Consider the following 26,901-nt stretch of genomic DNA (forward strand, 5'->3'; position numbering starts at 1 on the left):
ATACTCTAAAAACTAAAAAACATGAAAAACTTATTTTTCGCAAGTTTAATCTTGTTTGCTTTTAGCTCGATTGCTGAAGCACAACAATTAAAATCACCCGAAGGCAAGTTCGTAATGGAATTTTCGCTTCAAAACGACGGAACTCCAACTTATAATCTGAAATATAAAAATAAAGAGGTTATCAAAACCAGTAAATTAGGTCTTGAACTTAAAGATGATAAAAAATCTTTATTGAATGACTTTACGGTTGTCGATACTAAAACTTCGACTTTTGATGAAACCTGGAAACCGGTTTGGGGAGAAGTAGATAAAATTAGAAATCATTATAATGAATTGGCAGTTACTCTTAATCAAAAAGGAACTGAAAGACAAATCATAATTCGTTTCCGTTTATTTGATGACGGACTAGGATTTAGATATGAATTTCCAACTCAAAAAAACCTTACCTATTTCGTAATCAAAGAAGAGAGATCTCAATTTGCAATGGCGGGCGACCACACAGCATTTTGGATTCCGGGAGATTATGACACTCAGGAATACGATTATACAAAATCTAAATTATCTGAAATCAGAGGTTTATCTGAAAAAGCATATACAGCTAATGTTTCGCAAAAAAACTTTTCTCCAACAGGAGTTCAGACTGCACTTATGATGAAAACAAACGATGGTTTGTACATCAACTTGCACGAAGCAGCTTTGATCAATTACTCTTGTATGCACCTAAATCTTGATGACAAAAACATGATTTTCGAATCTTGGTTAACACCGGATGCAAAAGGAGATAAAGGTTATATGCAAGCACCAAGTCACTCGCCTTGGAGAACTATTATGGTGAGCGATGATGCAAGAGAAATCTTAGCTTCTAAAATGACTTATAACTTAAACGATCCATCGAAAATCGATAATACGTCTTGGATTAAACCAGTAAAATACATTGGTGTTTGGTGGGAAATGATTACAGGAAAAAGCTCTTGGTCATACACAAACGATTTCCCAACGGTACAATTGGGTGTTTCTGATTACGCAAAAGCAAAACCAAGCGGAACTCACGGAGCAAATAATGCTAACGTAAAAAAATACATTGATTTTGCTGCTGCAAATGGTTTCGACGCTGTTTTAGTTGAAGGTTGGAACGAAGGTTGGGAAGACTGGTTTGGTCATTCAAAAGATTATGTTTTTGATTTCGTAACTCCTTATCCTGATTTTGATGTAAAAGGTTTACACGAATATGCTAAATCAAAAGGTGTAAAAATCATGATGCACCATGAAACTTCAGGTTCTGTTCGTAATTACGAGCGTCACATGGACAAAGCTTACCAATTCATGAAAGACAACGGATACGATGCTGTAAAAAGCGGATATGTTGGTGATATTTTGCCTCGCGGTGAAAACCATTACGATCAATGGATTGTAAACCACTATCAATATGCAATCGAAAAAGCAGCTGATTATAAAATTATGGTGAATGCTCACGAAGCAGTTCGTCCAACAGGAATTGCAAGAACATATCCTAACCTAATTGGAAATGAATCTGCAAGAGGAACAGAATACCAGGCTTTTGGAGGTTCTAAACCAAATCACGTAACGGTTTTACCTTTTACACGTTTAATTGGAGGTCCAATGGATTACACACCTGGAATCTTCGAAATGGATATCAGCAAAATGAATCCTGATAACAAATCGCATGTAAACAGTACCATTGCAAATCAATTGGCATTATACGTTACCATGTACAGCCCATTGCAAATGGCAGCTGATACTCCTGAGAACTACAACCGTTTCCCGGATGCTTTCCAATTCATTAAAGATGTGGCTATCGATTGGTCTGAAAGTAAATATATCGAAGCTGAACCTGGAGATTATGTTACTGTTGCACGTAAAGCAAAAGGAACAAACAATTGGTTCGTAGGAAATGTAAACGGAGAAACTCCACGTACATCAAATATTGATTTCAGTTTCCTTGAAAAAGGTAAAAAATATACGGCAACAATTTATGCTGATGCAAAAGATGCGCATTACAAAACAAATCCGCAGGCTTATACCATCAAGAAAATTGCTGTAACAAACAAATCAAAATTATCGCAGTTGTCTGCTCCGGGCGGAGGTTATGCTATTAGCATAATCGAAACCAAATAATTTTTTCAAAGACAAGTGATTTTCCCCAAGATTACTTGTCTTTTTTTTAAGATTTAAATAATACCTGACAGGTCTTGGAGACCTGTTAGGAAACCTCACAATATCCTAACAGATTTTTCAAACCTGTTAGGTATTTAATACACATTAGATTATGAAGATCCAAAAAACAAGAATTCAAACAACCCATTTCCTCTATAAAATAATCTTAATGGTCTTGTTATTTTCTGCTTCCGCGAAAGCGCAAATCCAGAAAACAGAACCACCATTTTGGTACGCAGGAATGCAAAATCCGGAACTACAAATTATGTTCTACGGAAAAAACATTGCACAATACGAAACTACGGTTTCGAACAATGTGGTGATTAAAAATGTAGAAAAAACAGAAAATCCAAACTATCTGTTCGTTACAATAGATACGCAAAACCTAAAAGCATCTGAATTGCTTTTCTCTTTCAAAACCAAAAACAAAGTTGCTTTTACTCAAAAATATTCGCTTAAAGAAAGAAGAGCAAATTCAGCAAACAGAAAAAGTTACGATGCATCAGATATGATGTACCTGATCATGCCGGATCGTTTTGCTAACGGAAATCCTAAAAATGACAGCAATGCAGCTTTAACAGAAAAAGGAAATCGTCAGGACCCAAGCGGTCGTCACGGTGGAGATATCGAAGGAATTATCAAAAACTTAGATTATATTTCTTCATTGGGTGCAACCACAATTTGGAACACGCCTTTATTAGAAGACAATGACAAACAACATTCGTATCATACTTACGGCCAATCTGATGTTTACAAAATAGATCCTCGTTACGGAACCAATGAAGACTACGTGCGTCTTGCTGCCGAAATGCATAAAAAAGACATGAAACTGGTTATGGATTATGTGACCAACCACTGGGGAATCACACACTGGATGATCAAAGACATGCCAACAAAAACATGGTTTAATCAGTTTGAAACCTTTACACAAACACATCACCGTCGTGAAGTAATTACAGATATTCATGCTTCAAAAATAGATCAGGAAATTTGTATCGATGGATGGTTTGTTCCTTCTATGCCGGATCTTAACTTAAGAAATCCTCTAGTAGCAAAATACTTAACTCAAAATGCCATCTGGTGGATTGAATATGCAGATCTTGATGGATTCAGGGTAGATACTTATAATTATTCTGATCCTGCTGCAATGGCAAATTGGGCAAAAGCAATTACTAATGAATATCCAAACTTCAATATTGTTGGAGAAATCTGGATGCACAATCAGGCGAATTTAGCCTATTGGCAAAAAGACAGTAAAATTGGTGCAATCGAAAACTATAATTCGAATTTACCAAGTGTAATGGATTTTACGCTTCAAAGTCAGGTTACCTCTGCTTTCAACGAAGACGAACCAAGCTGGGACAATGGACTGATTAAATTCTACAATAATTTTGCAATGGATTATTTGTATCCAAACACGAATAATATTTTGGTTTTTGCCGAAAATCACGACACAGATCGTATGAATGATAAGTTTAAATACGATTTTCCAAAATACAAACTGGCAATGACTTTATTGGCAACCGTTCGTGGAATCCCACAATTGTATTATGGTTCAGAAATTGGAATGGGCGGAGACAAAAGCAAAGGCGACGCTGATATAAGACAAGATTTTCCTGGCGGATGGGCTGGCGATAAAAACAACGCTCTAACTGCAGCAGGAAGAACTCCGGAACAAGCTAAATACTTCGATTTTACATCAAAATTATTCAACTGGAGAAAATCGAATGAAGCAGTTCATTTTGGAAAAATGACACATTACATTCCGGAAAACAACACTTATGTTTATTTCAGATATACCGATGCTAAAACGGTAATGGTGGTTTTTAATAACAATGCTACAGCACAAACCATCAAAACAAATCGTTTTAAAGAAAACATCAAAAACTTTAAATCAGGAAAAGATATCCTAACCGGTAAAACATTCGATCTGGCTTCTGAAATTACTTTAGAGCCAAAATCGGCAATTGTTTTAGAATTGGAATAATTTTTTTATAAAACACATAGAAACATAGCTTTTCTTAGTGCAGTAAAAGGCGTTTCACTTGCATTAACAAACATAGCTATGTGTAAATGACTAGTCATTTATTTTTAATCTTTTTATAAGGAATAAAATCTATGTCTCTATGTGTTTGAAATTTAAGACAAAGTTTCCGCTACGAATTCACGAATTTTATTAAACAATAATTCGTAAATACGTGGCGGATTTTTTTTATGCCATAGGTATGTGTAAATGATTTATCATTTATTTTCACCTCTTCAAAAGGAATAAAATCTATGTCTCTATGTGTTTAAAATTTAAGACAAAGTTTCCGCTACGAATTCACGAATTATATTTAATCTCTTATGAAGAATAGAAATTCGTGAATTCCTAGCGGATTTTTTTTTATAAATCTCTGTTAAATTTAAAATAAACAAGGAACTCCATTTTCCTTTATTTATCTTTAATATTCTTTATTTAGAAATACACTATTGTGCGTCTCTACAATAATGTTCAAAATCAATTTCAATGAATAACGACAATACTTCAAAAACACCTTTCGTTTGGGAAGGAGCAACTATTTATTTTTTACTTACCGATCGCTTTTATAACGGAGATACTTCTAACGATTTAAACTTCAACCGAACCCAAACTCCGGGAAAATTACGTGGCTTTGAAGGCGGAGATATCATCGGAATTATTAAAAAAATTGACGAAGGTTATTTCGATAAATTAGGCATAAATGTCATCTGGCTTACACCGATTGTAGAACAAATTCACGGTGGTGTCGACGAAGGAACCGGACTTAGTTATGGTTATCATGGCTATTGGGCAAGAGACTGGACAGCATTAGATCCAAATTTTGGGACCAGAGAAGATTTAGCTAATCTGGTCAAAAAAGCGCATGCAAAAGGTATCAGAATTATGCTTGACGGCGTTATCAATCATACCGGTCCCGTAACTCCTGAAGATCCTATCTGGCCAGAAGACTGGGTAAGAACAGGAGTCGTTTGTGACTATAAATCATTCGCAAATACTACAATGTGCACTTTGGTAGATAATCTGCCGGATGTACGAACCGAAAGCACTCAGAATGTGGAATTGCCAACTTTTCTACTCGAAAAATGGAAAAACGAAGGTCGTTATGATAAAGAAATTGCTTCATTAGAGGAGTTTTTCAAAAGGACCAATTATCCCAGAAGTCCAAAATATTACATCATAAAATGGTTAACCGATTATATTCTCGAATTCGGGATTGACGGTTACAGGGCAGATACTGTAAAACATACAGAAGAAATTGTCTGGATCGATTTTAGAAAACAATGTGACTATGCTTTTGAAACCTGGAAAAAAAACCATCCCTCAGAAATATTAGACCAAAACCCTTTCTATACCATTGCCGAAGTATACGGTTATGAGATAAGCAATGGACAGGACTATGATTTTGGAGATCGAAAAGTAAATTATTTCCAACATGGTTTTAATTGTATGATCAATTTTGAATTTAAACGAGATACACAAAACGATTATGAAGTTATATTCTCTAAATATTCTGAGAAACTTCATAATGAATTAAAAGGTTACAGTGTTCTTAATTACGTATCCTCGCACGATGATCCTGATCCTTTTGATGCACATCGCAACCGAACATATGAATCAGGAACTAAATTATTGCTTTCTCCCGGAATCTCTCAGGTATATTATGGTGATGAATCAGGTCGTTCCCTAGTTATCGAAGGTACAGAAGGCGATGCTACGTTACGATCTTTAATGAATTGGGAAGATATTCAGTCGAACGAAGAAACACAAAAAATACTTTGGCATTGGCAAAAACTTGGGCAATTTCGTAGAAATCATCCAGCAATTGGCGCAGGAATACATAATATGATTTCGGCAAAACCGTATATATTTTCTAGAAGCTATACTAATGGTAATTATACGGACCAAGTTGTAATAGGTTTAGATTTAGGAATTGGTGTTAAAGAACTTCCTGTTGATTCTATTTTTAAGGATGGAACCAAACTAAAAGATTCTTTTTCAGGACAAGAAATAGAAGTTCAGGACGGAAAAGCTTTTGTACATTCTGAATTTGGACTTGTTTTATTGGAACTCAGATAATATAAAGCAGTTACAAAGTCCCAAAATTGTTTCACGCAGATTTTAAAAGATTTAAGCAGATTTAAATTATAAAGATTATCAGCTCGGATTTGCTAAAATCATTTTAAAATCTGCGTGAAACAAAATCATTTTTAATCCTATAATCTGTGGCTAACTTTTTATCCAATCCTTAACGCACTTTGCGTAAAACTTTGCGACCTTTGCGGTTAAACTCTCCATACATGCTAAAAATAGCGCATCGCGGTGCAAAAGGATACGAACCTGAGAATACGCTAAAGTCTTTTCAAAAAGCATTAGACTTAAATGCTGACGGAATCGAACTAGATGTTCACCTTAGTTCTGATGGACATATTATAGTCATTCACGACGAAACAATCGACAGAACGACCAACGGCAAAGGTTTTGTAAATGCTTTTTCTTTAGCTGAATTAAAGACGTTTTTGATTGATGGCAAATATCAAATACCAACTTTAAAAGAAGTTTTTGATTTGGTAGACAAAAAATGCCTCATTAATATCGAACTAAAAGGTTTAGGAACTGCGGGTAAAGTTGTTGCATTAATTGAAGAATATATTGCAGAGAAAAACTGGAATTATAAAGATTTCATCGTTTCAAGTTTCGAGTGGGATTTACTGCAAGAAACATCAAATCTAAATTCAAATATTCTCATTGGAGTTTTAACAGAAGAAGATCTGGACAAAGCTCTGGCTTTCGCCGAATTGATAAAAGCATTCGCCATTAATCCCGATTTTCAGTTATTGAGTTCTGAAAAAGTAAAACTGATACAAGAAAAAGGGTTTCTCGTTTTCCCCTGGACAGTAGACGACGAAAAGGACATTAAAAAAATAAAAAGTTACAACGTAGACGGAATTATCAGTGATTTTCCGGATAAACTATAAAGTTTAAAATTTTAGCCACAGATTAAAGGATTTACACAGATTTTAAAAATCCTTTTAATCTGTGTAATCTGTGGCAAAAAAATACAAACCAAAATTTAAAATTCGTGCCAATTCGTGTAATTCGTGGCAACCTAAATAAATATGATCAAAAATTTCGATATAATCATTGTTGGCGGAGGCGCTGCAGGTTTTTTTACAGCGATTAATATTGCAGAGAAAAATCCGAAACTGAAAATTGCCATTTTAGAAAGAGGAAAAGAAGTTCTTTCTAAAGTTCGTGTTTCCGGTGGCGGAAGATGCAACGTAACACACGCGTGTTTTGAACCAAATGAATTGGTCAAATTTTATCCGCGTGGCGAAAAAGAGCTTCGCGGGCCTTTCCACCAATTTTGTTCAGGAGATACGATCGAATGGTTCGAAAAACATGGTGTTGAATTGAAAATTGAAGATGACGGAAGAATGTTTCCGGTCTCTAACTCCTCACAAACCATTATTGATTGTTTCCTTGAAGCAACCGGAAAATTAGGCATAAAAGTATTGACGGGACAAAGCGTACAATCGATTTTTAAGGCTGATAATCATTGGAAAATTGATACTCAGGATGAAAACTATGCTACCGAAAAATTAGTTCTGGCTACAGGAAGTAATCCTAAAATTTGGGAAATGCTGCAAACACAAGGACACGCAATTGTAAGTCCTGTTCCTTCCCTATTTACTTTCAACATAAAAGATTCCCGTATAAAAGAATTACCCGGCGTTGCGGCACAAGTTACCGTAAACGTAAAAGATACCAAACTCGAATCAACAGGACCTCTATTAATAACACATTGGGGAATGAGCGGCCCTGCTATTTTAAAACTTTCAGCTTGGGGCGCAAGAACTTTATTTGATAAAAATTATCAGTTTACCATTTATGTCAATTGGCTAAACGATGTCGATACCGAAGATGCTGAAAAAATCCTGAAAGACTTAAAACAGGAACACGCTAAAAAAGCCGTTTCTAAAAAATCTCCTTTCGATTTCCCGAATCGTTTATGGGAAAGTTTAGTTCTGGCATCCGGAATTGAAGCCGAAACGAAATGGGCAGATTTATCTAAAACTCAATTGCAAAACTTAGCTGCTCAACTTACAAAAGCAACATTTCAGGTCAACGGAAAAAGTACTTTTAAAGAAGAATTTGTAACCGCCGGCGGAATCGATTTAAAAGAAATCAACTTCAAAACCATGGAAAGCAAATTGCATCAGAACCTTTATTTTGCTGGTGAAATCGTCAATATCGATGCCATAACAGGAGGTTTTAATTTTCAGAATGCCTGGACAAGCGGGTTTATTTTGGCAAACAATATTTAATACAATGAAATTTAAAGGAATTATTTTTGATTTAGACGGAACGTTAGTCAATTCATTAGAAGACATTTCAGATGCTATGAATACCGTACTTACAAGTCTAAACTACCCTACTCATACTTACGACACTTATCAATATTTTATAGGCAGTGGTTTACGGAATTTGGTCAGTAAAGCTTTACCGACATCAAAAAATTCTGAGGAACAAATTGAAACATGCTTTGATTGCATGATTACAAAATATCGTGAAATTTGCACCTTAAAAACAAAACCGTACGAAGGCATTGTCGAATTATTAGATCAGTTAGTCTCAAGAAACATCAAACTAGCTGTCTTTTCCAACAAAGCCGATGAACTTACCAAAAAAATAGCGGCAGAAATATTCCCTGATTATTTTGACGCTGCCATTGGTTTAAGTACAGAAGCACTTAAAAAACCAAATCCGTTTGAAGCTTTAGAAATCAGTAAAAAATGGAACCTGAAAACAGAAGAAATACTCTTTGTAGGAGATTCTGATATTGATATGCAAACCGCAATTAATGCCAATATGTTTGCTGTGGGTGTTTCCTGGGGATATAGAACAAAAGACGAGTTGATAGCAACTGGCGCCAAAGTGGTATTGAACACACCTTTGGATTTAATCGAAATATTGTAAAAAAGTAATCAGTCGCAGTTTAAGTCACAGTCTGAAACTGCGACTGTGACTGAAACTACAAAAATTCGAATTAACAAGAATTTACACATTCGCTAAGTTTTCGTTAAGACAATTCTAATAATTTTACGCTCAGCTAAATACCATTAAATGAAAATACAACTGCTTACCACAATTTCTTTGTTAACCTACCAGTTTTCAATTTCCCAAACAGAAAAATTACTTCACGGAAAAGTATTATCTAACAACTACCCACTTAAAAAAGTAGAGGTTATCAATAAAACAGCGAAAACCAGCACAACAACAGATTATATGGGAGACTTTTCTATTTTGGTTAGAGAAAAAGATAGCTTGTTGTTTTTTGCTCAAGATTACTATTTTTCAAGATTAAAAATATCCAGGGAAAATATTGACAAAAGCAATATTACCATCAATATGGTTATCAAAGCCGAAGAATTAAAAGAAGTTGTAATAACCAATATGAAACTCACCCCTTTTAAAGTTTCTCAACAAGATATGGACGCAACAAAGTTTGCAAAAGACAACCAATCTTTGCAGAAATATACTGGTGTTTATGACGGAACAATTCCAAATGGTATGGATTTTGGCCGAATGGGAAAAGGAGTTTTTAATCTATTTAAAAATAATAAAAAAGAAGAACTGGAAAAGAAAACATCCGAAACGGTTTTCAGAAAACTTGTCGCAGCATCAATTCCTTCTACTTTTTTTACCAAAGAATTAAAATTACCTCCTGAAGAAGTTGAACTTTTTCTAGATTTCTGCGACGCCGATCCAAGATCTAAAAACCTTATGGAAAACAATAACGTGTTAACTACAATGGACTTTTTATATACTAAAAATGAAGCGTTCAAAAAGGTAAAAACAGAAAAATAAAAAGTTAAAAATCTATTTAGTAAAATCATGTAAAATGATATAGTCCTTTAACTTCTTGCATTTAAAATAAAGAAATATCAAGGATATCAATAAGACTGCAACAGTTATAGACAAAATTATTAAAGCAGTATTCATTTGATTGACTTGTTCAATATCAACCCCCTGTTTACTTTTTTTTATCTTATCAATCAAATTATACAATTTAATATTTTCCTTCTCATAGAATTTAAATACATTTTGATGATAAAAAATTAATCTACTATTGATTAACTCATCTTGAAATCCGTATTGTTTTGACAGATTATATATTCGTACAGCATTTTCTTTTTCACCTATAATCCTTACCATATTTCCCAATTCAAAAAGCAAAACCGAGATAATTTCGTCTTTTGGTTTTATAAATGACATACGCTCGTTTACCTGATAATAAACGGCTTTGCTCAATGTCGCTAACTCTTTTTTTGATAATTTTGTCTGAGGAACAACGCTGTCCCCAAAATTGGTGTTGATTAAAAACTCTCCTGAAACATTTTTTATTTTTTTAATCTTCGCTTCTAATATCCTCAAGTGCAACCATTCTGAGCCACTATGAGATTCCGAATTAATCTGAATTGATTTTTTGATCCATTTATAAGCCTTTTCATTTTCTCCAATTAACTCATAAAGAGTACCAATATTCGATGCGGTAGAATATCGATTGGGTTTAATTTGCTCAATAGTCAAATATAATTTTAATGCCTCTTCGTACTTTTTTTGAACGATTAAAACATATCCTTTATCAGACAAATAATCTATATTATTCGTTTTTTCATACAAACGATCAAGTTCCGAAATTAATTTTGTGAAATTCTCTATAAAAAAACTGTGCCCGTGAGGAACAAGTCCTTCATAATCTGCATAAACTATAACTCCATTTTTTAGTTCTTTAGTATCACCATTCAAACAAGCAAAAGTCTTAAATGATACTAAAATCAATACAATAACGAAAGCCTTGAATTTATTCATAAAATAATAACGTATCGATTAAACTTGAAACCTGAAACCAAAAAAAACCTAAAACTCTATTTATTCAACCACCAAATACTGGCATTCAAAATACCTGCAAAAGCAACCCAAGCCATATAAGGAATTAATAAATAACCTGCGGTTTTGTTGATTTTGGTAAACTTTAAATACGTTTCATAAATCATTAACCATAAAAGTGCAATCTCGATCAAAGCCAACATCGGGTTTTTTAAGCCGAAAAAGATATACGACCAAATAGCATTCAATGTCAATTGAATTAAAAAGAATCCTAATGCCACTTTTACTTCCTGGTTTTGTTCCTTTATTTTATCCCAAACCAATCCTGCCGCCACTGCCATTAAAATATAAAGCATTGTCCAAACCGGCATAAAAATCCAGTTAGGCGGGTTAAAAATTGGTTTTATAAGCGTTGGATACCAAGATTCTACGCTTGGTCTCGTTACAGTACTCGCAGAATACCCTACCATTAAACAAATAAAAAGTGCTATGACGATTTTGACTATCTTGTTCATTCTATTCAATTTTTATCCAAAAATAGTTAAAAAGAAAGGTTAAACCATATAAGTAATATAAGTTCATTTTAGATTTGCTTACATTTTCTTATATAACTTATATGGTAAAAATATTTAAAAACTATCTTTGCCAAAATTTTATAATTCATGTTTACAGCAACTGATTTTATTCCTAAAAAATATACTTCGACTATCGAAAACGGAAACTTTGAATGGAGCGCACCCAGCAATATTGCGTTAGTAAAATATTGGGGGAAAAAAGACAATCAAATTCCGGCAAATCCATCGGTTAGTTTTACGCTTAACAATTGTAAAACGATCACGAAATTGCGTTTTGAGAAAAAAGATGTTTCGGCAAATAATAATTTTTCTTTTGATTTACTTTTTGAAGGAAAGCCAAAAGAAGATTTCAAGCCAAAAATTCAGAAGTTTCTAGAAAGAATCGAAATCTATTTGCCTTTTTTGAAAGACTATCATTTTACGATTGATACCCAAAATACGTTTCCACACAGTTCCGGAATTGCTTCTTCCGCATCCGGAATGGCAGCTTTGGCAATGAATTTTATGAGTTTAGAAAAAGTACTAAATCCAGAAATGGCAGAGGATTATTTCTATCAAAAAGCTTCGTTTTTAGCCCGTTTAGGTTCTGGAAGCGCTTGCCGAAGTGTAAAAGGAAGTGTAGTGGCTTGGGGAGATCAAAAAAACATAGAAGGAAGTTCAGATTTATATGGAGTTGAATTCCCGTATACTATTCATGAGAATTTCAAGAATTATCAGGATACTATTTTATTGGTTGACAAAGGCGAAAAACAAGTTTCAAGTACTGTTGGACATGATTTAATGCACAATCATCCGTATGCCGAAAGACGTTTTGCTCAGGCGCATGAAAATCTGGATCAATTGATTGCTATTTTTGAAAATGGAAATTTAGATGAATTTATCAAAGTGGTCGAAAGCGAAGCTTTGACTTTGCATGCTATGATGATGACTTCAATGCCCTATTTTATCTTGATGAAACCAAATACTTTGCAGATTATAAATGCAATCTGGAAATTCAGAAATGAGACACAAATTCCGGTTTGTTTTACGCTTGATGCCGGAGCAAATGTTCACGTTTTATACCCTAAAAATGTTAGTGATAAAGTACTTCAATTTATTCAGGACGAATTAGTTGTATTTTGTCAGAATCGTCAGTACATTTGCGACCAAATTGGAGATGGTGCAATTGCATTATAATTTTGCGTATCTTTAGTTAAAATTTTGATTATGGACATTCAATTAGAAAAACTCGAAGCGATAAATATGTTGAAAGAGACTAATGATCCTTCAATCATTATGGCTGTTGCAAAATTGCTACGAAAAGAGAAAAAAGATTGGTGGGATGATTTGACTGATATTCAAAAAGAAGATGTTGCTCAAAGTGAATTAGAATTTGAAAGAGGAGAATTTAAAAGCTTTGAAGATGTGATGAAAAAATACAGGTAGTGAATCTTAAAGTAAATATTTCAAAAACAGCTGAGAGAAATTTAGATGATGTTTTAAATTTTATTGAAGCAAGATGGTCTAAGAAATCGAAAGAAATATTTTTAGTGAAATTTCAAAAAGCAATTTCAATAATAAGTATGAATCCTGAAATTTTCCCTAAATCATCAGTAAGTAAAAAATATCAAAAATGTGTTGTAACAAAGCAATCAAGTCTCTTGTATAGTTTTGGTTCTAATGAAATTAAAATTCATACCATTTTTGACACACGACAAGACCCAAATAAAATAAAGAAAGACATACAATAAACATGAAAGGACCATTATTTTACTCAAAAATATTACTCTTTGGAGAATACGGAATCATCCGCGACTCTAAAGGACTTTCTATTCCTTATAATTTTTACAATGGTGCATTGAAAAGAACCGAAGATCCTTCGGCAGAAGCAATTGCATCAAATGCAAGTTTACAACGTTTTGCATCTTACCTTGAAACTTTACAAACAGAACAACCTGAATTGGTGACTTTTGATTTGGCAAGTTTAAAAAATGATGTCGAAACCGGAATGTATTTCGATTCTAGTATCCCACAAGGATACGGAGTGGGTAGTAGTGGTGCCCTTGTTGCTGCTATTTATGACAAATATGCTACACACAAAATAACGGTTTTAGAGAATTTAACTCGTGAAAAACTGTTACAGCTAAAAAATATTTTTTCTCAAATGGAAAGTTTTTTCCATGGAAAAAGTTCTGGTTTAGATCCTCTAAACAGTTATTTGAGTATCCCGATTTTAATTAACTCTAAAGACAATATTGAAGCAACCGGTATTCCGACTCAAAGTTTTGACGGAAAAGGTGCTGTCTTTTTATTAGATTCAGGAATCGTAGGTGAAACTGCTCCAATGGTGAACATTTTTATGGAAAACCTAAAAGATAAAGGTTTCCGTGCGATGCTTAAAAATCAATTCGTAAAATATACTGATGCTTGCGTAGAAAACTTTTTACATGGCGACATGAAATCATTGTTTACGAATACTAAAAAACTATCAAAAGTCGTTTTAAACAACTTTAAGCCAATGATCCCGGAACAATTTCACGGAATCTGGCAAAACGGAATCGATACAAATGATTATTATTTAAAACTTTGTGGTTCTGGCGGAGGTGGTTACATTCTTGGATTTACTGAGGATTTAGAACGTGCTAAAGTATCTTTAAAAGATTATAAATTAGAAGTTGTTTACCAATTCTAAATTTAAACTTCTTTAAATAATTCCAGCCTATTGAATACGCTTTCGTAGAATTTATCACCCTAAAAGTTATTTAATATGAAGAGTATTTTAAAGATTATCAAAACAACTTTTTTAGGTGGAATTCTGTTTTTAGCCCCCTTGGTTTTATTACTGGTCATTCTGGAAAAAGGATATCATATTATCCAGAAAATCACATTACCAATCATAAGTCATTTCCCTAAAGTAAAAATTTTAGGATTGGCTATTGAGGAAATTACAGCCATAATAATCATATTTATTATTTGTATTACTGCTGGTTTAATTGCCAGAACAGATTATGCAAAAAAACTCGTTCAAAGATTAGAAAACGGAATATTAAGCTTCGTTCCCGGCTATTCTTTCATCAAGAAAACGAATGAAAATATTATGGGTTTAGAATCTAACGAAAATTTAAAAGTCGTTCTTGTTCCAACAGATGCAGGATTACAATTTGCTTTTTTGATAGAGCAAATAAACGAAAACAACTTTTCAGTCTTTGTTCCGGCTGCACCAAACCCATGGAGTGGCTCTGTTTGTTTTGTAGAAAAAAAAGACATCAAAGAAGTTGACATTTCTCAAAAAGAAGCCTTAGCTTGCATTCGGAAATTAGGTTTTGGTTCAGCCGCGTTACTAAAAAACAAACTTTAGCATTCGCAGCCAAATTCAAGTTTTAAAACAAGCCCTTAAATTAAAATCCCAAACGAACTTTAAAAAATGTTAAGCAGACAGCATAAACTTTTAGTAATGAAAATTGTTAGCTTGTTCTCAGTAGTGAGAGGTTACAACATTCCTATTATTGTTTTGGCACAATATTTATCTGCTATTTTTATATTAGCTCCAGAGAAAAGAGCCCTTGACATTTTACTTGATTTCAACTTATTTTTAATCGTTTTTGCTTCTGCAATTACTATTGCATCAGGATATATTATTAATAATTTTTATGACAGCCAAAAAGACTTAATCAACAGACCCAACAAATCGATGTTGGACAGATTGGTAAGTCAGAAAACAAAACTTTTGGTTTATTTTACGCTAAATTTTATTGCCGCTTTAATGGCTTTGATTGTTTCCTGGCGTGCATTCTTGTTCTTTTCGGCTTATATTTTCCTGATTTGGTTTTACTCTCACAAAATAAAAAAATACCCGATTATTGGAAATCTTACCGCAGCTTTCCTGGCCGTTTTACCTTTTTTCGCAATTTTGCTGTATTTCTACAATAAGGTTTCGTTCGAAGAAATCGAAGACCATATGAGCCATTTTATGGTAATTTCAGCACATGCCGTTTTCTTGTTTTTGCTATTGCTCATTCGGGAGATGATCAAAGATTTAGAGAATCTAAAAGGTGACTTAGCTAATAATTACAGAACAATTCCCATCATTTATAACGAAACAGTTTCTAAGCAAATTATTACCACTTTGACAATACTAACAGTGGTTCCTGTTTATGTTTTAATCAACATTTATGATGTAGGTTATATGGACATCTACTTTTATGTCTGTTTTGCTGTTTTACTATTTTTCCTGATTTATTTATGGAAATCGAACTCTAAAGAACAATATTTATTACTTCATAATGTACTTAAATTTTTAATTGTCTCGGGAGTTTGCTGTATCGTTTTGATCAATCCGAGTATTTTGTGGCACGGGAAGAATCTGCTTTTAAAGTCTTAAGAAAACAGCCCACATATTAGGCATATTACACAGATTTCTTTATTTTAATGTTTTGTGATCTCTGCATTAACTTTGCAAAACTTTGGGCTAAAACTTCTTTTCAAAATGTATAAAAGAAGCCAATTGTTTGAACCTAGCCCCAATAGAGGCGATATCATTGTAGTCCTGAAACTTCGGGATGAAACAAGATAAAGCCGAAAGCGGGAAACCTGCCTGAAAAAAGCCAATTGTACGGCTCCAGTAACACCAAAAATAAAAGGCTATTAATCTAAGGACAATGAACTTAGGATTATTTAGCAAGAATAAACTATCTTTGCACAAATTACAGAATTTATGAACAATAAGGAAGGCAATAATAAAAGAGGTGGTTCTAGGCCAAATAGTTCTAGACCAAGCTCTAACAAGCCAAAACCTCCTATGGCGAAGCGCGCGCAAGGGCCAAAAAAAGTGAAACCTGCTGTTAAGGCTGCCGAAGAAGAAAAGGCTGAAAAAATCAAAAAACAGAATCAGGCTCCAAAAAGACAAAAAGCTGCAGACGAAATTCGTTTGAACAAATACATCTCTAATTCTGGAGTTTGTTCACGTCGTGATGCTGATATATACATTCAGTCTGGAAACGTTAAAGTAAACGGTATTCCGGTAACTGAAATGGGTTATTTAGTAAAATTGAATGATGTTATTAATTTTGATGGTGTTGTTTTGACTCCTGAAAAGAAAGAATACATCTTATTGAACAAACCTAAAAACTTTACGACAGCTCTTGACGAAGGTCAGGAATTTCGTAATGTATTAGAACTTGTTCGTGGTTCTACAACTTCAAAAATTGCTCCGATTGGTAGAATGGACAAGAACACTACTGGTTTGTTGTTGTTTACTAATGATACGGATATGATTCGTAAATTTACTTTACCGAGTCAGAAATCATCAAAAATCTATCAGGTTTCGTTAGATAAAAACTTGAAATTTGAGGATTTAGAAAAAATCAGCAAAGGTTTAGTTCTTGAAGGACACCGTGTGTTTGTTGAAGAAGTAAGCTACATAGAGAAAGAAGCAAAAAGCGAAGTAGGCCTTAAATTACGCTCATCGAATGTAAAAGTAGTTCGTGCAATTTTCGAACACTTTGATTATGATGTTTTACGTATTGACCGTGTATCATTTGCAGGTTTAACAAAAAAGAATTTACCTAGAGGTAACTGGCGTTTTTTGACTGACCAAGAAGTTATCAATTTGAAAAACGTTTAATAAACGAATCAAAATCGATCTAAATATAAATCCTGTTTTACATTTGTAAGACGGGATTTTTTATTTTTCAGAAGTTAAAAAAAGTTATGACCAAAAAGTGTAAAAATAGATCTGCCGATAGATTGGTTTTTTTCTTCAACTGATTCGTAACATGAAAATCCAAGGATAATTTTGATTCCGGGAGGAATGCTATTTAAAATATCTCTTTTTTGATCGTCCAGTAGCAATTTTAAACTATCTAAAATTTGGACATTATTTTTAAGGTAAGAAGCAACTAATAACGCTGAAAAGTTTAGAATCTCTCTGGCGGTCTCGCTTTTGATCCCGACTTCGTTAGAGATCATTTCAGAAATCCTACCCTTTTTATTGGTAAAGATTTCTTTCAGTAAAGCGTTTCCTTCTATCCGATAACAATCATCTACCGATAAAATCCGACCGGATGTAAAATCAACTTCCTGATAAAATGTAGAGCCTTCCTGTATTTGCGAAACAACTTCTTTGCAAAAACCCGATTCCTCGGCCCTATTGTACAAACCCATTAAAACTGTACCTATCGAAACATCAATTCCCTTGATTAAAAGTGCATCATTTTCAAAATAAAACTTGTTCAATTTTGAAACAACATTAGAAGAAATAAAACGTCTAAGTTCAATTTGTAGGTTTGGGGTCATACTTAAAGTGTTTAAAAATTATTTAAATCCATTAAAAATAACCGATAAAGTGAGGCTTTTTATCGTTTATCAGGATAAAAATATAAAATATTTTAACATTTCCAAAAAATAAGTTAAAAAGTAAAGGCTTCTGCAAACAATTATTTAACAAAAAAAACGTTCTCAGCCAATAAACATAACGCTTTCGTTATCAAACCAAAGTAAAAAAATATTTTATACAAAAATAAAAAAATAAGAAAAAAGCTTAATCTGTATTACATAATTAAAACAATAATGTTCGATATTCCCATGTCGTGTGCAGAAATATACCTAGAAAAATAATACAAAACATAAAGTTGATAAAGCTGGAGGCAAGAAACCCTAGTAGTGATCCTGTTGCAGCTTTTAGTGCACGCTGATGATTTTTAGAATCATAAATTAATTCTCCAACAAAGGCGCCAACAAACGGACCAATAATAACTCCAAAAGGTATAGGGGCCAAAATACCAACGATCAAACCGATATTAGTTCCCCAAATTCCATAAGAACTTCCTCCAAATTTCCTGGTTCCTTTTGCAGGAATTACATAATCCAGAATCGTAATGACTATCGTAATCAAAAGTGTAATCCCTAAAACCCAATAATTATTTTCAACCGCTTTTGTCATATACAACAATAATAAACCTACCCAACAACTGGATAAACCCGGAAGAACAGGTAAGAAACTACCAAAAACACCAACAATCATACATATAAAACCGAGTAACAACAATAGTAAATCCATATATTTTTTTGTAATTTTGTATCTAAAGATCCTTAGTAAAGCCAGCCAATGCGTAAACTTTTGCAAATAGCATTATTTACTTTATTGATTATTTTGATCAATAATACTACATATGCACAAAACAAAAAGCTTTCTGTCGAAGATCAATTAATTCAGGATAGTATTTATAAAAGTAATAAGAAAAAAGTTTTAAATTTTTCTATGAAAGATTTTGACAAACTTTTCTTTGAATACTTTAGTCGCAAAAATGATCCGGATGTTGTTTTAACTAAAAAAGATTTTTACAACTATACTGTTCAAATTGCTGCTTTCTCAGATCGCTTATCATCCTTATATCCTGAACAAAAAGAAGTTGCAGCGCAAAACAAAGAACAATGGCTTTCAGAAAGCTACGAAGATTATCTTCAATACAAAGCATCTCAAAAAAAATAATCGTATTTTTGCACCTAATTAGTTCATTCAATTCAACATCAAAATCTTGAAGCAGTTTTTCCTTTTTTTAGTTCTCTTATCTATCAATTCTTGTCAATATTTTGAGAAGAAGGTTCCGTCTGAAAAAGAGTTACTTCAAAAAGAATTAAAATCAATCAACTGGAAAGAAGTCGACGAATATCCATCAGTCACTAATTGCGACAAAATCACTGATAAGAAACAACGTCAACAATGTTTTTTTGAAGTTATGGCGCAACTCATTCAGCAAAAATTAGACATTGATACACTTTCAATCCTATATCCCCAACTTGACACGATAGAAGTAAAAGTTACCGTTTTCCCGAACTCTACCATGAAATTCGAACCACAATTTCCTAAAGATTCAGTAGCTTATGACACAATCAAAATAGACAGCATTTTACATGCCCGTCTTGTTGATTTTCCAAAAATAAATCCGGCATTAAAACGTGGACTTCCGGTAAAAACTCAATTTATTTTACCCGTTATTCTTAAAGCTAAAGACTAGAAATAAATACTATTTTATAATTCTGCTGCTTTTGTTTTAAAATTCAAGACGTAATATGTTCCTATAAACACAGGCAAAACTACATTAAGAAACCACATCAAAGTACTAATAAAAACGACAATCCATTCGTTTACGCCTAAAATTCCAAAGTAGTATATGGCAACACTTCCTTTTACAGCAAAATCCAAAAACTGAAAAGTAGGCAATGATGAGGCTAAAAAGTAAACTACTGCAATTGTGGCAATCAGTGTAAAATAAGGCAGATCAACATCAAAAGCTAAAAACAAAAAATAGTATTGATGAGAGAAAACTAAATAACGCAAAATTCCAAAAAGAATATTTTTACGATGAATTGGTTTTGGAATTTCATTGATCTTATGTAATAACTTCTCAATGGAATATCCTTTGATTTTTATTTTCTTCAACGAAAACAAAATCACAAAAACCAACACAAAACCTCCAAATAAAATGGCAACCGTCTGAGTGGTAATGACCTCATATTTTGCATTGAAATATAGCAATCCGAAAATTCCAAAAACAACAGTCAGAACCATCTGAATTCCGTTGCAAATCAAGTTCAGAAAAACTACTTGTTTCGTTTCAGTTTTCGGGTAATACAATGCTTTTCCGGCATATTCCCCTACTCCGTTTGGAGTAAAAATTCCTGCTGTAAGTGCCGCCAAAACTTGCTTTGTGGCTTCTGCCAATGAAATTTCCTGAATGACTTTGGCTAAATTCTGCCATTTCAAAATCTCAAAATAGCGATTCAAAACACTCAGAAGCAATATAAACCCAATTCCTAAAACAGATTGATTTTTACGAAATAACGTGATAAACTTTTGCCAATCGAGTTTATCGTTATTCGCCAACTGATTATAAATAAAATAAAATGCGCCACCTACAATTAAAAGTTTGACCAGAAGAACTAGGAATTGTTTAGCTTTGTGAGGAATTGAGATCATGCTGCAAAAGTAATCAATTTGGAAATGTGGCAATTTGAAAATGAGAAAATGAATTTCACTCATTTTTTCAACAACTTTCAAACTTGAAACCTTAAACTTGAAACAAAAAACCCCTTGATAAAAGAACGCATCATATTAGGTATTGACCCCGGAACCACTATTATGGGTTTTGGATTGATAAAAGTCATTAATAAAAAAATGGAATTTTTGCAATTGAACGAATTGCAACTTTCCAAATACGACAATCATTACCAAAAACTAAAGATTATTTTTGAGCGTACTATCGAGTTAATCGAAACGCACAATCCTGACGAAATCGCAATTGAAGCCCCTTTCTTTGGTAAAAACGTACAATCGATGCTAAAGTTAGGTCGCGCGCAAGGTGTTGCAATGGCAGCGGGACTTTCGAGAGATATTCCGATTACAGAATACGAACCTAAAAAGATAAAGATGGCGATTACCGGAAACGGAAATGCCAGTAAAGAACAAGTAGCCAAAATGCTGCAACAGCTTCTAGGCTTAAAAGAATTACCCAAAAACCTGGATTCAACTGATGGTTTGGCAGCGGCGGTTTGTCATTTCTTTAATTCAGGCAAAATCGTTGCCGGCAAAAGTTATACGGGCTGGGATGCTTTTGTAAAACAAAACGAAGATAAAGTGAGGAAATGAGAAAATGTGTCAATTAGAAAATTAGATAATTCTTGTATTGTGGATATTTAATTTTCTAATTGACTCATTTTCTAATTATCTAATTAAAAAAAATGAGCGGAATCTACATTCATATTCCTTTTTGCAAGCAGGCTTGTCATTATTGCGATTTTCATTTTTCGACTTCTATGAAGAAGAAAGATGACATGGTTTTGGCTTTAGCCAAAGAAATTGTCCTGCGCAAAAATGAATTTAAAGGTGAAATTATAGAAACAATCTATTTTGGAGGAGGAACACCTTCTGTTCTGAGTAATGACGAAATTAACTTTCTAATTTCTGAAGTTTACAAAAATTATAATGTTGTCGAAAATCCGGAAATCACACTTGAAGCTAATCCGGATGATTTATCTACAGAACGAATTTTCGAATTATCAAAAAGCCATATAAACCGTTTAAGTATAGGAATTCAGTCTTTTTATGAAGAAGATTTAAAGATGATGAATCGCGCCCATAACTCGGCGGAAGCCATAAATTGTTTAACCGAAGCAACTAAATATTTCGATAATATTTCGCTCGATTTAATTTACGGAATCCCCGGATTGACAGATGAAATGTGGAGAAAAAATATTGAGACTGCTTTAAGTTTTGGTATTCCACATATTTCAAGTTATGCTTTGACAGTTGAACCCAAAACAGCTTTAAGAAAACTAATCGATACTGGAAAAATTGCCGAACCTCAAGACGAAGTGGCATCGAATCACTTTATGATTCTGGTTGAAACGCTTGAGAAAAATGGCTTTATTCACTACGAATTATCGAATTTCGGGAAAGAGGGATATTTCTCTAAAAACAATTCCGCATATTGGCTGGGCAAAAAATATATAGGAATTGGTCCTTCAGCACATAGTTATGATGGTGAGAAAAGAGGTTGGAATATTGCCAATAATTCTCTTTATATAAAATCAATTCAGAACGATGAACTTCCTATAGAATCTGAAATACTAACCATTTCTGATCGTTATAACGAATATATTATGACGGGTTTAAGAACAATTTGGGGCGTTTCTTTAGATAGAATCGAAACCGAATTTGGTTTGGATTATCTGAATTATCTAAAAAAACAAAGTCAGAAATTCTTAGATGACGAATTGCTTTTTATCGAAAATAACATCTTAAAACCAACCGCAAAAGGAAAATTTTTAACGGATGGAATTGCAAGTGATCTGTTTTACTTAAATTTGGAATACTAAAAAATAGGACGCTGATAAAACGGATGCAAGCAACGCTGATTGTAAAAATCCGCGTTAGAATATCCGTAAAATCCGCGTTTCATTATGCTAGCACTTATTGACAACAAATATCAAATAGACTTATCAAAACCCATTGATATTTCGATTCCGTTAACGAATACAGACGAAAACCCGATTGCCTGGTATATTGAAAAACCAGTTATTGAACCCGTAGTTTTTGGAGATTGGATTGGTAAAATTTCTGAAGGAAAATCATCGACGAATTTCAATAATATTTTCTTTAATCCGCACGGGCATGGAACGCACACGGAATGTTTAGGGCATATTACGACTGATTTCTATAGTATTAATCAAACGTTGATACAATTTTTCTTTTTTGCAAAATTGATTACGGTTGAACCGGAAAAGATTGGAGATGATTTGGTGATTACTAAAAGTCAAGTTGAAAAAGAAATGCATACTTCGACTCCGCTCAGTGTGACAAATGCTTCGACTTCGCTCAGTCTGGCAAAACCTGAAGCTATTATTATCAGAACGCTTCCCAATCAAAAAGACAAAAAGTCAAGAAAATATTCGAATACAAATCCTCCTTATTTATCTGAAGAAGCAGCGATTTTTATCCGCGAAAGCGAAATTCAGCATTTATTAATCGATTTGCCAAGTGTAGACAAAGAACATGACGAAGGAAAATTACTGGCACACAAAGCATTCTGGAATGTAAAAGACACTTTAAACTTAAACGCTGATGCCAGATTAAATGCGACAATTACCGAAATGATTTATGTTTCTGATGAAATCGAAGATGGAGATTATATTCTAAATCTTCAAATCGCATCGTTTGAAAATGACGCAAGCCCGTCAAAACCTATTTTATATAAGATTTAAAGTTTGCCACGAATTTCACTAATTTGTACTAATTTTTTACATGCTTGCAAAAAAAAATGATTCATGAAAATTAGTGAAATTCGTGGCAAAAAAAACAACTATGATTACAGTATCTAAAGATAAAACTAAACTTGACGTTCCGTTCATTCAAAACTTTTTGAAGAATATTTATTGGGCCGCAGGAAGAACTATTGAAGAAGTTCAAACTACTATTGATGCTTCAGTTTGTTTTGGAATTTACTTAAATGGTAAACAAATTGGCTTTGCCAGAGTCATTACAGACTATGTCGTTTTTGGATATGTAATGGATGTTTTTATTACCAAAGAACATCGCGGAAAAGGATATTCATCTATTTTGATCGAAAATATGATGAACGAACCAGTTCTTAAAAATATTCAAATTTGGAGATTAGCCACAACTGATGCTCATTTTTTATATCGTAAATTTGGTTTTACTGCTCTGGAACATCCTGAAAAATTAATGGAGAAAAAACTATGATGAAAACAGTTATTAAACTCGAAGAATTAAGTTTATTTATTCTTGGGATTTTTTTATTCAATCGTTTAAATTTTGAATGGTGGTGGTTTTTAGTTTTAATTTTAACCCCGGATTTATCAATGCTTGGCTACCTCTTCGGCAACAAAAGCGGAGCATTTTTTTACAACGTATTTCATCATAAAGGAATTGCACTTTTAGTTTATGCTACAGGATACTATTTAAGTATTGAAACGATTCAGTTAGCCGGGATTATTTTATTTTCGCATTCGGCAATGGATCGGATTTTTGGTTACGGATTGAAATATGAAAAAGGTTTTAAATACACTCATTTAGGTGAAATTGGCAAATAAGAAATGATATGAATCTAGAAACATTTTACGAATATTGTCTTTCGAAGAAAGGCGCGAGCGAGCATTTTCCTTTTGACGAAAATACTTTGGTTTTTAAAGTTGGCGGAAAAATATTTGCATTATCTTCCTTATCTCAGTGGGAGAAAAGCGAACCATCAGTCAATTTAAAGTGCGATCCGGAACGCGCTCAGGAATTAAGAGCGGAATATGACGAGATAAAACCCGGATTTCATATGAGCAAAGTACACTGGAACACGATTGCCTTAAACGGGAATTTATCAAATACTTTAGTCAAAGAATTGATCGATCATTCGTATGAATTGGTTTTCAAAAGTTTGACAAAGAAAATTCAGAATGAAATTATTGAATTAGAAAATTAGGCATTACATTTGCATCGTAAGATAAAAAACTTAACAACTCAATTAATTTGCAACTTAGCAACTTATAGAACATGAAAGAACAATTTAAAAAATTTCTGAACGAAGAACAAGATCCAAAAGCGATTGAAAAAATCACTTCGAAACTCCATGATTTATTGATGAAAGGTGAAGAAATTGGATATATCGCCGTTCAAAAAAAACCGGCAATTACTGTTTTTCCTGATAGTATTGTATTAACAAACAAACGAATCATTATTTGCCAGCCTAAAAATTTAGGTCTTTCAATGGATTTTACAGATTACACCTGGGACAATGTTGCCGGTGCTTTTGTAAAAGAAAACATTTTAGGTTCAGAATTCTCATTTAATACCAATACTGATTTATCAATTTCGATTGATTACATTCCGAAAATTCAGGCCAGAAAAATATATACTTACGCGAAAGAGCAGTTAGATTTAATAAAAAATCCAATTGTTGCCGAAACACCAGTTGTAGAAACTGCACAAGTTATTGAAGAAGAAGATGATATTGAAGAAGTTGAAGAGGAAGTTGAAGAAGTTGACACGGAGGAAGTAACAAATTTTGCTGAAATTATGCCAGCTACTACTCCATCGTATACGGAAACATATGAGCCAATTCAACCTGCTCAACCTACCACAGGCGATCGTAAATTAAGTGATTTATCTAAAGAAGAACTTTTTGATAAATTACAGAATTACAAAAAATTGCTTGATAATGGATTGATCATGCAAGGAGAATATGATGTTTACAAAAAAGAAATATTGAGTTATATGTAAATTTTTCTAACCGCAAAGAACGCAAAGTTTTACGCAAGGTTCGCAAAATTATAAAAGAAAAAAACCATCAGTTGTACTGATGGTTTTTTTATGCTTTTCTTCACGTGCTTTGCGTAAAACTTAGCGTTCTTTGCGGTTAAACTCTCTACAAAGTTGCTTTCTGCTTTTCTACAAAACTATTCGATTGCAATTCTAATAACTCTGTTGCATTTTTTCGTTGCAGATCGTACAGATTTTTATCTTCGGCGATATCAGCGTATACTTTATCGTGCATCGCTGCACTAGTTTTTACCAATAATTCACGTTGGTATTTATTTTGTGCCAAAGTCGCTTTCATTGCAGTTTCGGCTTCTTCCTGTTTAAAATCGAATTCCCCTTTTGGCGCTAGTAATTTTGCTATAATGGGAGAAGTTTCGATTGCTAAAAACAATAACATGATAAAGAATGACGGCAACCATGGTAATTTATCCAAAGCGTTTATACGTGCCATTAAACCATCAAAACCTTCAATAATAGGTTGTGTTTGAGATACTTTTTTATCTAAATCGGCTTGTAATTGTGTACCTGTTTTCTCTTTCTCAGCAATTTTAGCTTCATTAGCCGTTTTTAGAGTTGCAAATTCTTTTAATGCAGCATCGTGTTTCTCACGCTTTTCTTTATAAACCGGACCTTTACCCAGTTTTTTAGTTCCGGTAGTTCCTTCGGCTTCTGTGATATAAGTAGAATAAAGTGCATTTACTTCTTTTTCTTTATTCAGAATATCTCCTTTCAAAGCTGCAATCTCGCCTTTATTTTTATCTAAATCTGATTTGAAGTAATTACCTACTTGCTTTTTGTTCGCCAATTCCATTTCATTTTTCTCTTTTAATAAAACGGTATTGATTTCTTTTTCGAAAATTTTAATTTCCAAAGGTTTAGAAATTACAATGGCAATAATGACAGCCAACATAATTCGAGGTGTCGCTTGTAGAAATTCATCAAAAAAGCGATCTCTTTTTTTGATAGTCGAAACGATAAATCGGTCTAGATTAAAGATTAACAAACTCCATACAAACCCAAAAGCTACAGCTGGATAAACAGAGTCAAAAACCGTAAAAAGTGCGTAGGCACTGGCTAAGAAAGCCATAACTGCTGTAAAGAATACGGTGGCGCCAATACCAACATATTTGGTTTGTTCGCCTTCTGAGCAACTTTCGAGTACGTCTCGATCAGCCCCAGAACATAGGATGAAAAATTGTTTCAACATGATTGATGATTTTTGATTGTGATTGATAGGGCAAATTTAGAGCCAAAAAATTAAAAATGAGCTAAATAGTTGATTTCTTTTTATTTGACTCTATAAAAAATCCTTTTTTATTAAATGTTATTTTAACATTAATTTATTTCTAATGTTAGAGAAAACCATAACATTATGTTAATTTTTTTCAACGTCTTTAATAACATTAAGGTTCTAGTTTCGCAAAAAACAAACT

Annotated in this window: 29 protein-coding genes; 23 read left to right on the forward strand and 6 right to left on the reverse strand. The window is 33.3% G+C overall.

Annotated elements, in window-relative coordinates; all coding sequences use genetic code 11:
* Positions 1-21 precede the first annotated feature (21 nt).
* From ACQKCJ_RS11670 to ACQKCJ_RS11700, 7 genes are all read left to right on the forward strand, one after another.
* Entirely contained in the window at positions 22-2,136 is a 2,115-nt protein-coding gene (locus ACQKCJ_RS11670; RefSeq protein WP_427402079.1) for a glycoside hydrolase family 97 protein, read from the forward strand.
* Positions 2,137-2,287: 151 nt separating this feature from the next.
* The gene (locus ACQKCJ_RS11675; RefSeq protein ID WP_427402080.1) at positions 2,288-4,162 is read left to right on the forward strand and encodes a glycoside hydrolase family 13 protein; all 1,875 of its coding nucleotides are present in this window, start codon (positions 2,288-2,290) and stop codon (positions 4,160-4,162) included.
* 522 nt (positions 4,163-4,684) lie between these two features.
* Positions 4,685-6,274 (forward strand): alpha-amylase family glycosyl hydrolase, encoded by a 1,590-nt coding sequence (locus ACQKCJ_RS11680; RefSeq protein ID WP_271336336.1) that lies wholly within the window; start codon positions 4,685-4,687, stop codon positions 6,272-6,274.
* A gap of 221 nt (positions 6,275-6,495) precedes the next feature.
* Positions 6,496-7,173: a glycerophosphodiester phosphodiesterase gene (locus ACQKCJ_RS11685; RefSeq protein WP_271336335.1), complete on the forward strand. Its 678-nt coding sequence runs from the start codon at positions 6,496-6,498 to the stop codon at positions 7,171-7,173.
* 141 nt (positions 7,174-7,314) lie between these two features.
* Positions 7,315-8,523, forward strand: a complete 1,209-nt coding sequence (locus ACQKCJ_RS11690; protein WP_271336334.1) for an NAD(P)/FAD-dependent oxidoreductase — start codon at positions 7,315-7,317, stop codon at positions 8,521-8,523.
* Between the two features lie 4 nt (positions 8,524-8,527).
* Entirely contained in the window at positions 8,528-9,175 is a 648-nt protein-coding gene (locus tag ACQKCJ_RS11695; RefSeq protein ID WP_271336333.1) for an HAD family hydrolase, read from the forward strand.
* Positions 9,176-9,322: 147 nt separating this feature from the next.
* Positions 9,323-10,066: a hypothetical protein gene (locus tag ACQKCJ_RS11700; protein WP_271336332.1), complete on the forward strand. Its 744-nt coding sequence runs from the start codon at positions 9,323-9,325 to the stop codon at positions 10,064-10,066.
* 12 nt (positions 10,067-10,078) lie between these two features.
* Here ACQKCJ_RS11700 and ACQKCJ_RS11705 read toward each other — a convergent pair whose 3' ends face one another.
* Together ACQKCJ_RS11705 and ACQKCJ_RS11710 are read right to left on the reverse strand one after the other, a co-directional pair.
* The gene (locus ACQKCJ_RS11705) at positions 10,079-11,071 is read right to left on the reverse strand and encodes a tetratricopeptide repeat protein (RefSeq protein ID WP_271336331.1); all 993 of its coding nucleotides are present in this window, start codon (positions 11,069-11,071) and stop codon (positions 10,079-10,081) included.
* 56 nt (positions 11,072-11,127) lie between these two features.
* Positions 11,128-11,604 (reverse strand): TspO/MBR family protein, encoded by a 477-nt coding sequence (locus tag ACQKCJ_RS11710; RefSeq protein WP_271336330.1) that lies wholly within the window; start codon positions 11,602-11,604, stop codon positions 11,128-11,130.
* A gap of 147 nt (positions 11,605-11,751) precedes the next feature.
* Here ACQKCJ_RS11710 and ACQKCJ_RS11715 point away from each other — a divergent pair, with 147 nt between their 5' ends.
* The 7 genes from ACQKCJ_RS11715 to ACQKCJ_RS11745 all read left to right on the forward strand — a co-directional run bounded on the left by ACQKCJ_RS11715 (position 11,752) and on the right by ACQKCJ_RS11745 (position 17,266).
* Positions 11,752-12,840 carry a diphosphomevalonate/mevalonate 3,5-bisphosphate decarboxylase family protein gene (locus ACQKCJ_RS11715; protein WP_427402081.1) on the forward strand — a complete coding sequence of 363 codons (1,089 nt, stop codon included), beginning with the start codon at positions 11,752-11,754 and terminating at the stop codon, positions 12,838-12,840.
* Positions 12,841-12,870: 30 nt separating this feature from the next.
* Positions 12,871-13,089, forward strand: a complete 219-nt coding sequence (locus ACQKCJ_RS11720) for a hypothetical protein (protein WP_271336328.1) — start codon at positions 12,871-12,873, stop codon at positions 13,087-13,089.
* Positions 13,089-13,394, forward strand: a complete 306-nt coding sequence (locus ACQKCJ_RS11725) for a type II toxin-antitoxin system RelE/ParE family toxin (protein ID WP_427402082.1) — start codon at positions 13,089-13,091, stop codon at positions 13,392-13,394. The genes ACQKCJ_RS11720 and ACQKCJ_RS11725 overlap by 1 nt, the downstream gene beginning before the upstream one ends.
* 2 nt (positions 13,395-13,396) lie before the next feature.
* Entirely contained in the window at positions 13,397-14,335 is a 939-nt protein-coding gene (locus ACQKCJ_RS11730) for a mevalonate kinase family protein (RefSeq protein ID WP_271336327.1), read from the forward strand.
* A 75-nt stretch (positions 14,336-14,410) separates the two neighbouring features.
* Positions 14,411-15,001, forward strand: coding sequence for a DUF502 domain-containing protein (locus tag ACQKCJ_RS11735; RefSeq protein ID WP_271336326.1), 591 nt, complete (start codon positions 14,411-14,413; stop codon positions 14,999-15,001).
* A 66-nt stretch (positions 15,002-15,067) separates the two neighbouring features.
* On the forward strand, positions 15,068-16,024 hold the full coding sequence (locus tag ACQKCJ_RS11740; protein WP_271336325.1) for a geranylgeranylglycerol-phosphate geranylgeranyltransferase: 957 nt from the start codon (positions 15,068-15,070) through the stop codon (positions 16,022-16,024).
* Between the two features lie 333 nt (positions 16,025-16,357).
* The gene (locus ACQKCJ_RS11745) at positions 16,358-17,266 is read left to right on the forward strand and encodes a pseudouridine synthase (protein ID WP_271336324.1); all 909 of its coding nucleotides are present in this window, start codon (positions 16,358-16,360) and stop codon (positions 17,264-17,266) included.
* Between the two features lie 74 nt (positions 17,267-17,340).
* On the opposite strand, the gene ACQKCJ_RS11750 is transcribed toward ACQKCJ_RS11745, so the two are convergent.
* Both ACQKCJ_RS11750 and ACQKCJ_RS11755 read right to left on the reverse strand, forming a co-directional pair.
* Positions 17,341-17,937, reverse strand: a complete 597-nt coding sequence (locus ACQKCJ_RS11750) for a DUF937 domain-containing protein (RefSeq protein WP_271336323.1) — start codon at positions 17,935-17,937, stop codon at positions 17,341-17,343.
* Positions 17,938-18,199: 262 nt separating this feature from the next.
* Positions 18,200-18,700: a DUF456 domain-containing protein gene (locus tag ACQKCJ_RS11755; RefSeq protein WP_271336322.1), complete on the reverse strand. Its 501-nt coding sequence runs from the start codon at positions 18,698-18,700 to the stop codon at positions 18,200-18,202.
* A gap of 48 nt (positions 18,701-18,748) precedes the next feature.
* Between ACQKCJ_RS11755 and ACQKCJ_RS11760 the strand changes: the two genes are divergently transcribed.
* Positions 18,749-19,132 (forward strand): hypothetical protein, encoded by a 384-nt coding sequence (locus tag ACQKCJ_RS11760; RefSeq protein ID WP_271336321.1) that lies wholly within the window; start codon positions 18,749-18,751, stop codon positions 19,130-19,132.
* A 46-nt stretch (positions 19,133-19,178) separates the two neighbouring features.
* Positions 19,179-19,658 (forward strand): hypothetical protein, encoded by a 480-nt coding sequence (locus ACQKCJ_RS11765; RefSeq protein WP_271336320.1) that lies wholly within the window; start codon positions 19,179-19,181, stop codon positions 19,656-19,658.
* A 14-nt stretch (positions 19,659-19,672) separates the two neighbouring features.
* Here the strand turns inward: ACQKCJ_RS11765 and ACQKCJ_RS11770 are convergent, their stop codons facing one another.
* Positions 19,673-20,620, reverse strand: coding sequence for a lysylphosphatidylglycerol synthase domain-containing protein (locus tag ACQKCJ_RS11770; RefSeq protein WP_271336363.1), 948 nt, complete (start codon positions 20,618-20,620; stop codon positions 19,673-19,675).
* A 114-nt stretch (positions 20,621-20,734) separates the two neighbouring features.
* Between ACQKCJ_RS11770 and ruvC the strand changes: the two genes are divergently transcribed.
* From ruvC to ACQKCJ_RS11805, 7 genes are all read left to right on the forward strand, one after another.
* Positions 20,735-21,289 (forward strand): crossover junction endodeoxyribonuclease RuvC, encoded by a 555-nt coding sequence (gene ruvC / locus ACQKCJ_RS11775; protein WP_271336319.1) that lies wholly within the window; start codon positions 20,735-20,737, stop codon positions 21,287-21,289.
* Positions 21,290-21,381: 92 nt separating this feature from the next.
* Positions 21,382-22,518, forward strand: a complete 1,137-nt coding sequence (gene hemW, locus ACQKCJ_RS11780; protein WP_271336318.1) for a radical SAM family heme chaperone HemW — start codon at positions 21,382-21,384, stop codon at positions 22,516-22,518.
* An 84-nt stretch (positions 22,519-22,602) separates the two neighbouring features.
* Entirely contained in the window at positions 22,603-23,403 is an 801-nt protein-coding gene (locus ACQKCJ_RS11785; protein ID WP_427402083.1) for a cyclase family protein, read from the forward strand.
* 100 nt (positions 23,404-23,503) lie between these two features.
* The gene (locus tag ACQKCJ_RS11790) at positions 23,504-23,902 is read left to right on the forward strand and encodes a GNAT family N-acetyltransferase (RefSeq protein ID WP_271336316.1); all 399 of its coding nucleotides are present in this window, start codon (positions 23,504-23,506) and stop codon (positions 23,900-23,902) included.
* Positions 23,902-24,252, forward strand: a complete 351-nt coding sequence (locus ACQKCJ_RS11795; protein WP_271336362.1) for a DUF4260 domain-containing protein — start codon at positions 23,902-23,904, stop codon at positions 24,250-24,252. The genes ACQKCJ_RS11790 and ACQKCJ_RS11795 overlap by 1 nt, the downstream gene beginning before the upstream one ends.
* Positions 24,253-24,260: 8 nt before the next feature.
* Entirely contained in the window at positions 24,261-24,632 is a 372-nt protein-coding gene (locus tag ACQKCJ_RS11800; protein ID WP_271336315.1) for an MmcQ/YjbR family DNA-binding protein, read from the forward strand.
* A 71-nt stretch (positions 24,633-24,703) separates the two neighbouring features.
* On the forward strand, positions 24,704-25,429 hold the full coding sequence (locus tag ACQKCJ_RS11805; protein ID WP_271336314.1) for a PH domain-containing protein: 726 nt from the start codon (positions 24,704-24,706) through the stop codon (positions 25,427-25,429).
* Between the two features lie 145 nt (positions 25,430-25,574).
* Here the strand turns inward: ACQKCJ_RS11805 and ACQKCJ_RS11810 are convergent, their stop codons facing one another.
* Positions 25,575-26,675: a DUF4407 domain-containing protein gene (locus tag ACQKCJ_RS11810; protein WP_271336313.1), complete on the reverse strand. Its 1,101-nt coding sequence runs from the start codon at positions 26,673-26,675 to the stop codon at positions 25,575-25,577.
* Between the last annotated feature and the right edge of the window lie 226 nt (positions 26,676-26,901).

It is taken from the genome of Flavobacterium sp. NPDC079362 (assembly GCF_050267765.1).
GTDB lineage: Bacteria > Bacteroidota > Bacteroidia > Flavobacteriales > Flavobacteriaceae > Flavobacterium > Flavobacterium azizsancarii.

Excerpts from the sequence above, each read along its gene's own strand:
- ACQKCJ_RS11670 (WP_427402079.1), top strand. The coding sequence starts at position 22 with ATGAAAAACTTATTTTTCGCAAGTTTAATCTTGTTTGCTTTTAGCTCG.
- ACQKCJ_RS11675 (WP_427402080.1), top strand. The coding sequence starts at position 2,288 with ATGAAGATCCAAAAAACAAGAATTCAAACAACCCATTTCCTCTATAAA.
- ACQKCJ_RS11680 (WP_271336336.1), top strand. The coding sequence starts at position 4,685 with ATGAATAACGACAATACTTCAAAAACACCTTTCGTTTGGGAAGGAGCA.
- ACQKCJ_RS11685 (WP_271336335.1), top strand. The coding sequence starts at position 6,496 with ATGCTAAAAATAGCGCATCGCGGTGCAAAAGGATACGAACCTGAGAAT.
- ACQKCJ_RS11690 (WP_271336334.1), top strand. The coding sequence starts at position 7,315 with ATGATCAAAAATTTCGATATAATCATTGTTGGCGGAGGCGCTGCAGGT.
- ACQKCJ_RS11695 (WP_271336333.1), top strand. The coding sequence starts at position 8,528 with ATGAAATTTAAAGGAATTATTTTTGATTTAGACGGAACGTTAGTCAAT.
- ACQKCJ_RS11700 (WP_271336332.1), top strand. The coding sequence starts at position 9,323 with ATGAAAATACAACTGCTTACCACAATTTCTTTGTTAACCTACCAGTTT.
- ACQKCJ_RS11705 (WP_271336331.1), bottom strand. The coding sequence starts at position 11,071 with ATGAATAAATTCAAGGCTTTCGTTATTGTATTGATTTTAGTATCATTT.
- ACQKCJ_RS11710 (WP_271336330.1), bottom strand. The coding sequence starts at position 11,604 with ATGAACAAGATAGTCAAAATCGTCATAGCACTTTTTATTTGTTTAATG.
- ACQKCJ_RS11715 (WP_427402081.1), top strand. The coding sequence starts at position 11,752 with ATGTTTACAGCAACTGATTTTATTCCTAAAAAATATACTTCGACTATC.
- ACQKCJ_RS11720 (WP_271336328.1), top strand. The coding sequence starts at position 12,871 with ATGGACATTCAATTAGAAAAACTCGAAGCGATAAATATGTTGAAAGAG.
- ACQKCJ_RS11730 (WP_271336327.1), top strand. The coding sequence starts at position 13,397 with ATGAAAGGACCATTATTTTACTCAAAAATATTACTCTTTGGAGAATAC.
- ACQKCJ_RS11735 (WP_271336326.1), top strand. The coding sequence starts at position 14,411 with ATGAAGAGTATTTTAAAGATTATCAAAACAACTTTTTTAGGTGGAATT.
- ACQKCJ_RS11740 (WP_271336325.1), top strand. The coding sequence starts at position 15,068 with ATGTTAAGCAGACAGCATAAACTTTTAGTAATGAAAATTGTTAGCTTG.
- ACQKCJ_RS11745 (WP_271336324.1), top strand. The coding sequence starts at position 16,358 with ATGAACAATAAGGAAGGCAATAATAAAAGAGGTGGTTCTAGGCCAAAT.
- ACQKCJ_RS11750 (WP_271336323.1), bottom strand. The coding sequence starts at position 17,937 with ATGACCCCAAACCTACAAATTGAACTTAGACGTTTTATTTCTTCTAAT.
- ACQKCJ_RS11755 (WP_271336322.1), bottom strand. The coding sequence starts at position 18,700 with ATGGATTTACTATTGTTGTTACTCGGTTTTATATGTATGATTGTTGGT.
- ACQKCJ_RS11760 (WP_271336321.1), top strand. The coding sequence starts at position 18,749 with ATGCGTAAACTTTTGCAAATAGCATTATTTACTTTATTGATTATTTTG.
- ACQKCJ_RS11770 (WP_271336363.1), bottom strand. The coding sequence starts at position 20,620 with ATGATCTCAATTCCTCACAAAGCTAAACAATTCCTAGTTCTTCTGGTC.
- hemW (WP_271336318.1), top strand. The coding sequence starts at position 21,382 with ATGAGCGGAATCTACATTCATATTCCTTTTTGCAAGCAGGCTTGTCAT.
- ACQKCJ_RS11785 (WP_427402083.1), top strand. The coding sequence starts at position 22,603 with ATGCTAGCACTTATTGACAACAAATATCAAATAGACTTATCAAAACCC.
- ACQKCJ_RS11790 (WP_271336316.1), top strand. The coding sequence starts at position 23,504 with ATGATTACAGTATCTAAAGATAAAACTAAACTTGACGTTCCGTTCATT.
- ACQKCJ_RS11795 (WP_271336362.1), top strand. The coding sequence starts at position 23,902 with ATGAAAACAGTTATTAAACTCGAAGAATTAAGTTTATTTATTCTTGGG.
- ACQKCJ_RS11800 (WP_271336315.1), top strand. The coding sequence starts at position 24,261 with ATGAATCTAGAAACATTTTACGAATATTGTCTTTCGAAGAAAGGCGCG.
- ACQKCJ_RS11805 (WP_271336314.1), top strand. The coding sequence starts at position 24,704 with ATGAAAGAACAATTTAAAAAATTTCTGAACGAAGAACAAGATCCAAAA.
- ACQKCJ_RS11810 (WP_271336313.1), bottom strand. The coding sequence starts at position 26,675 with ATGTTGAAACAATTTTTCATCCTATGTTCTGGGGCTGATCGAGACGTA.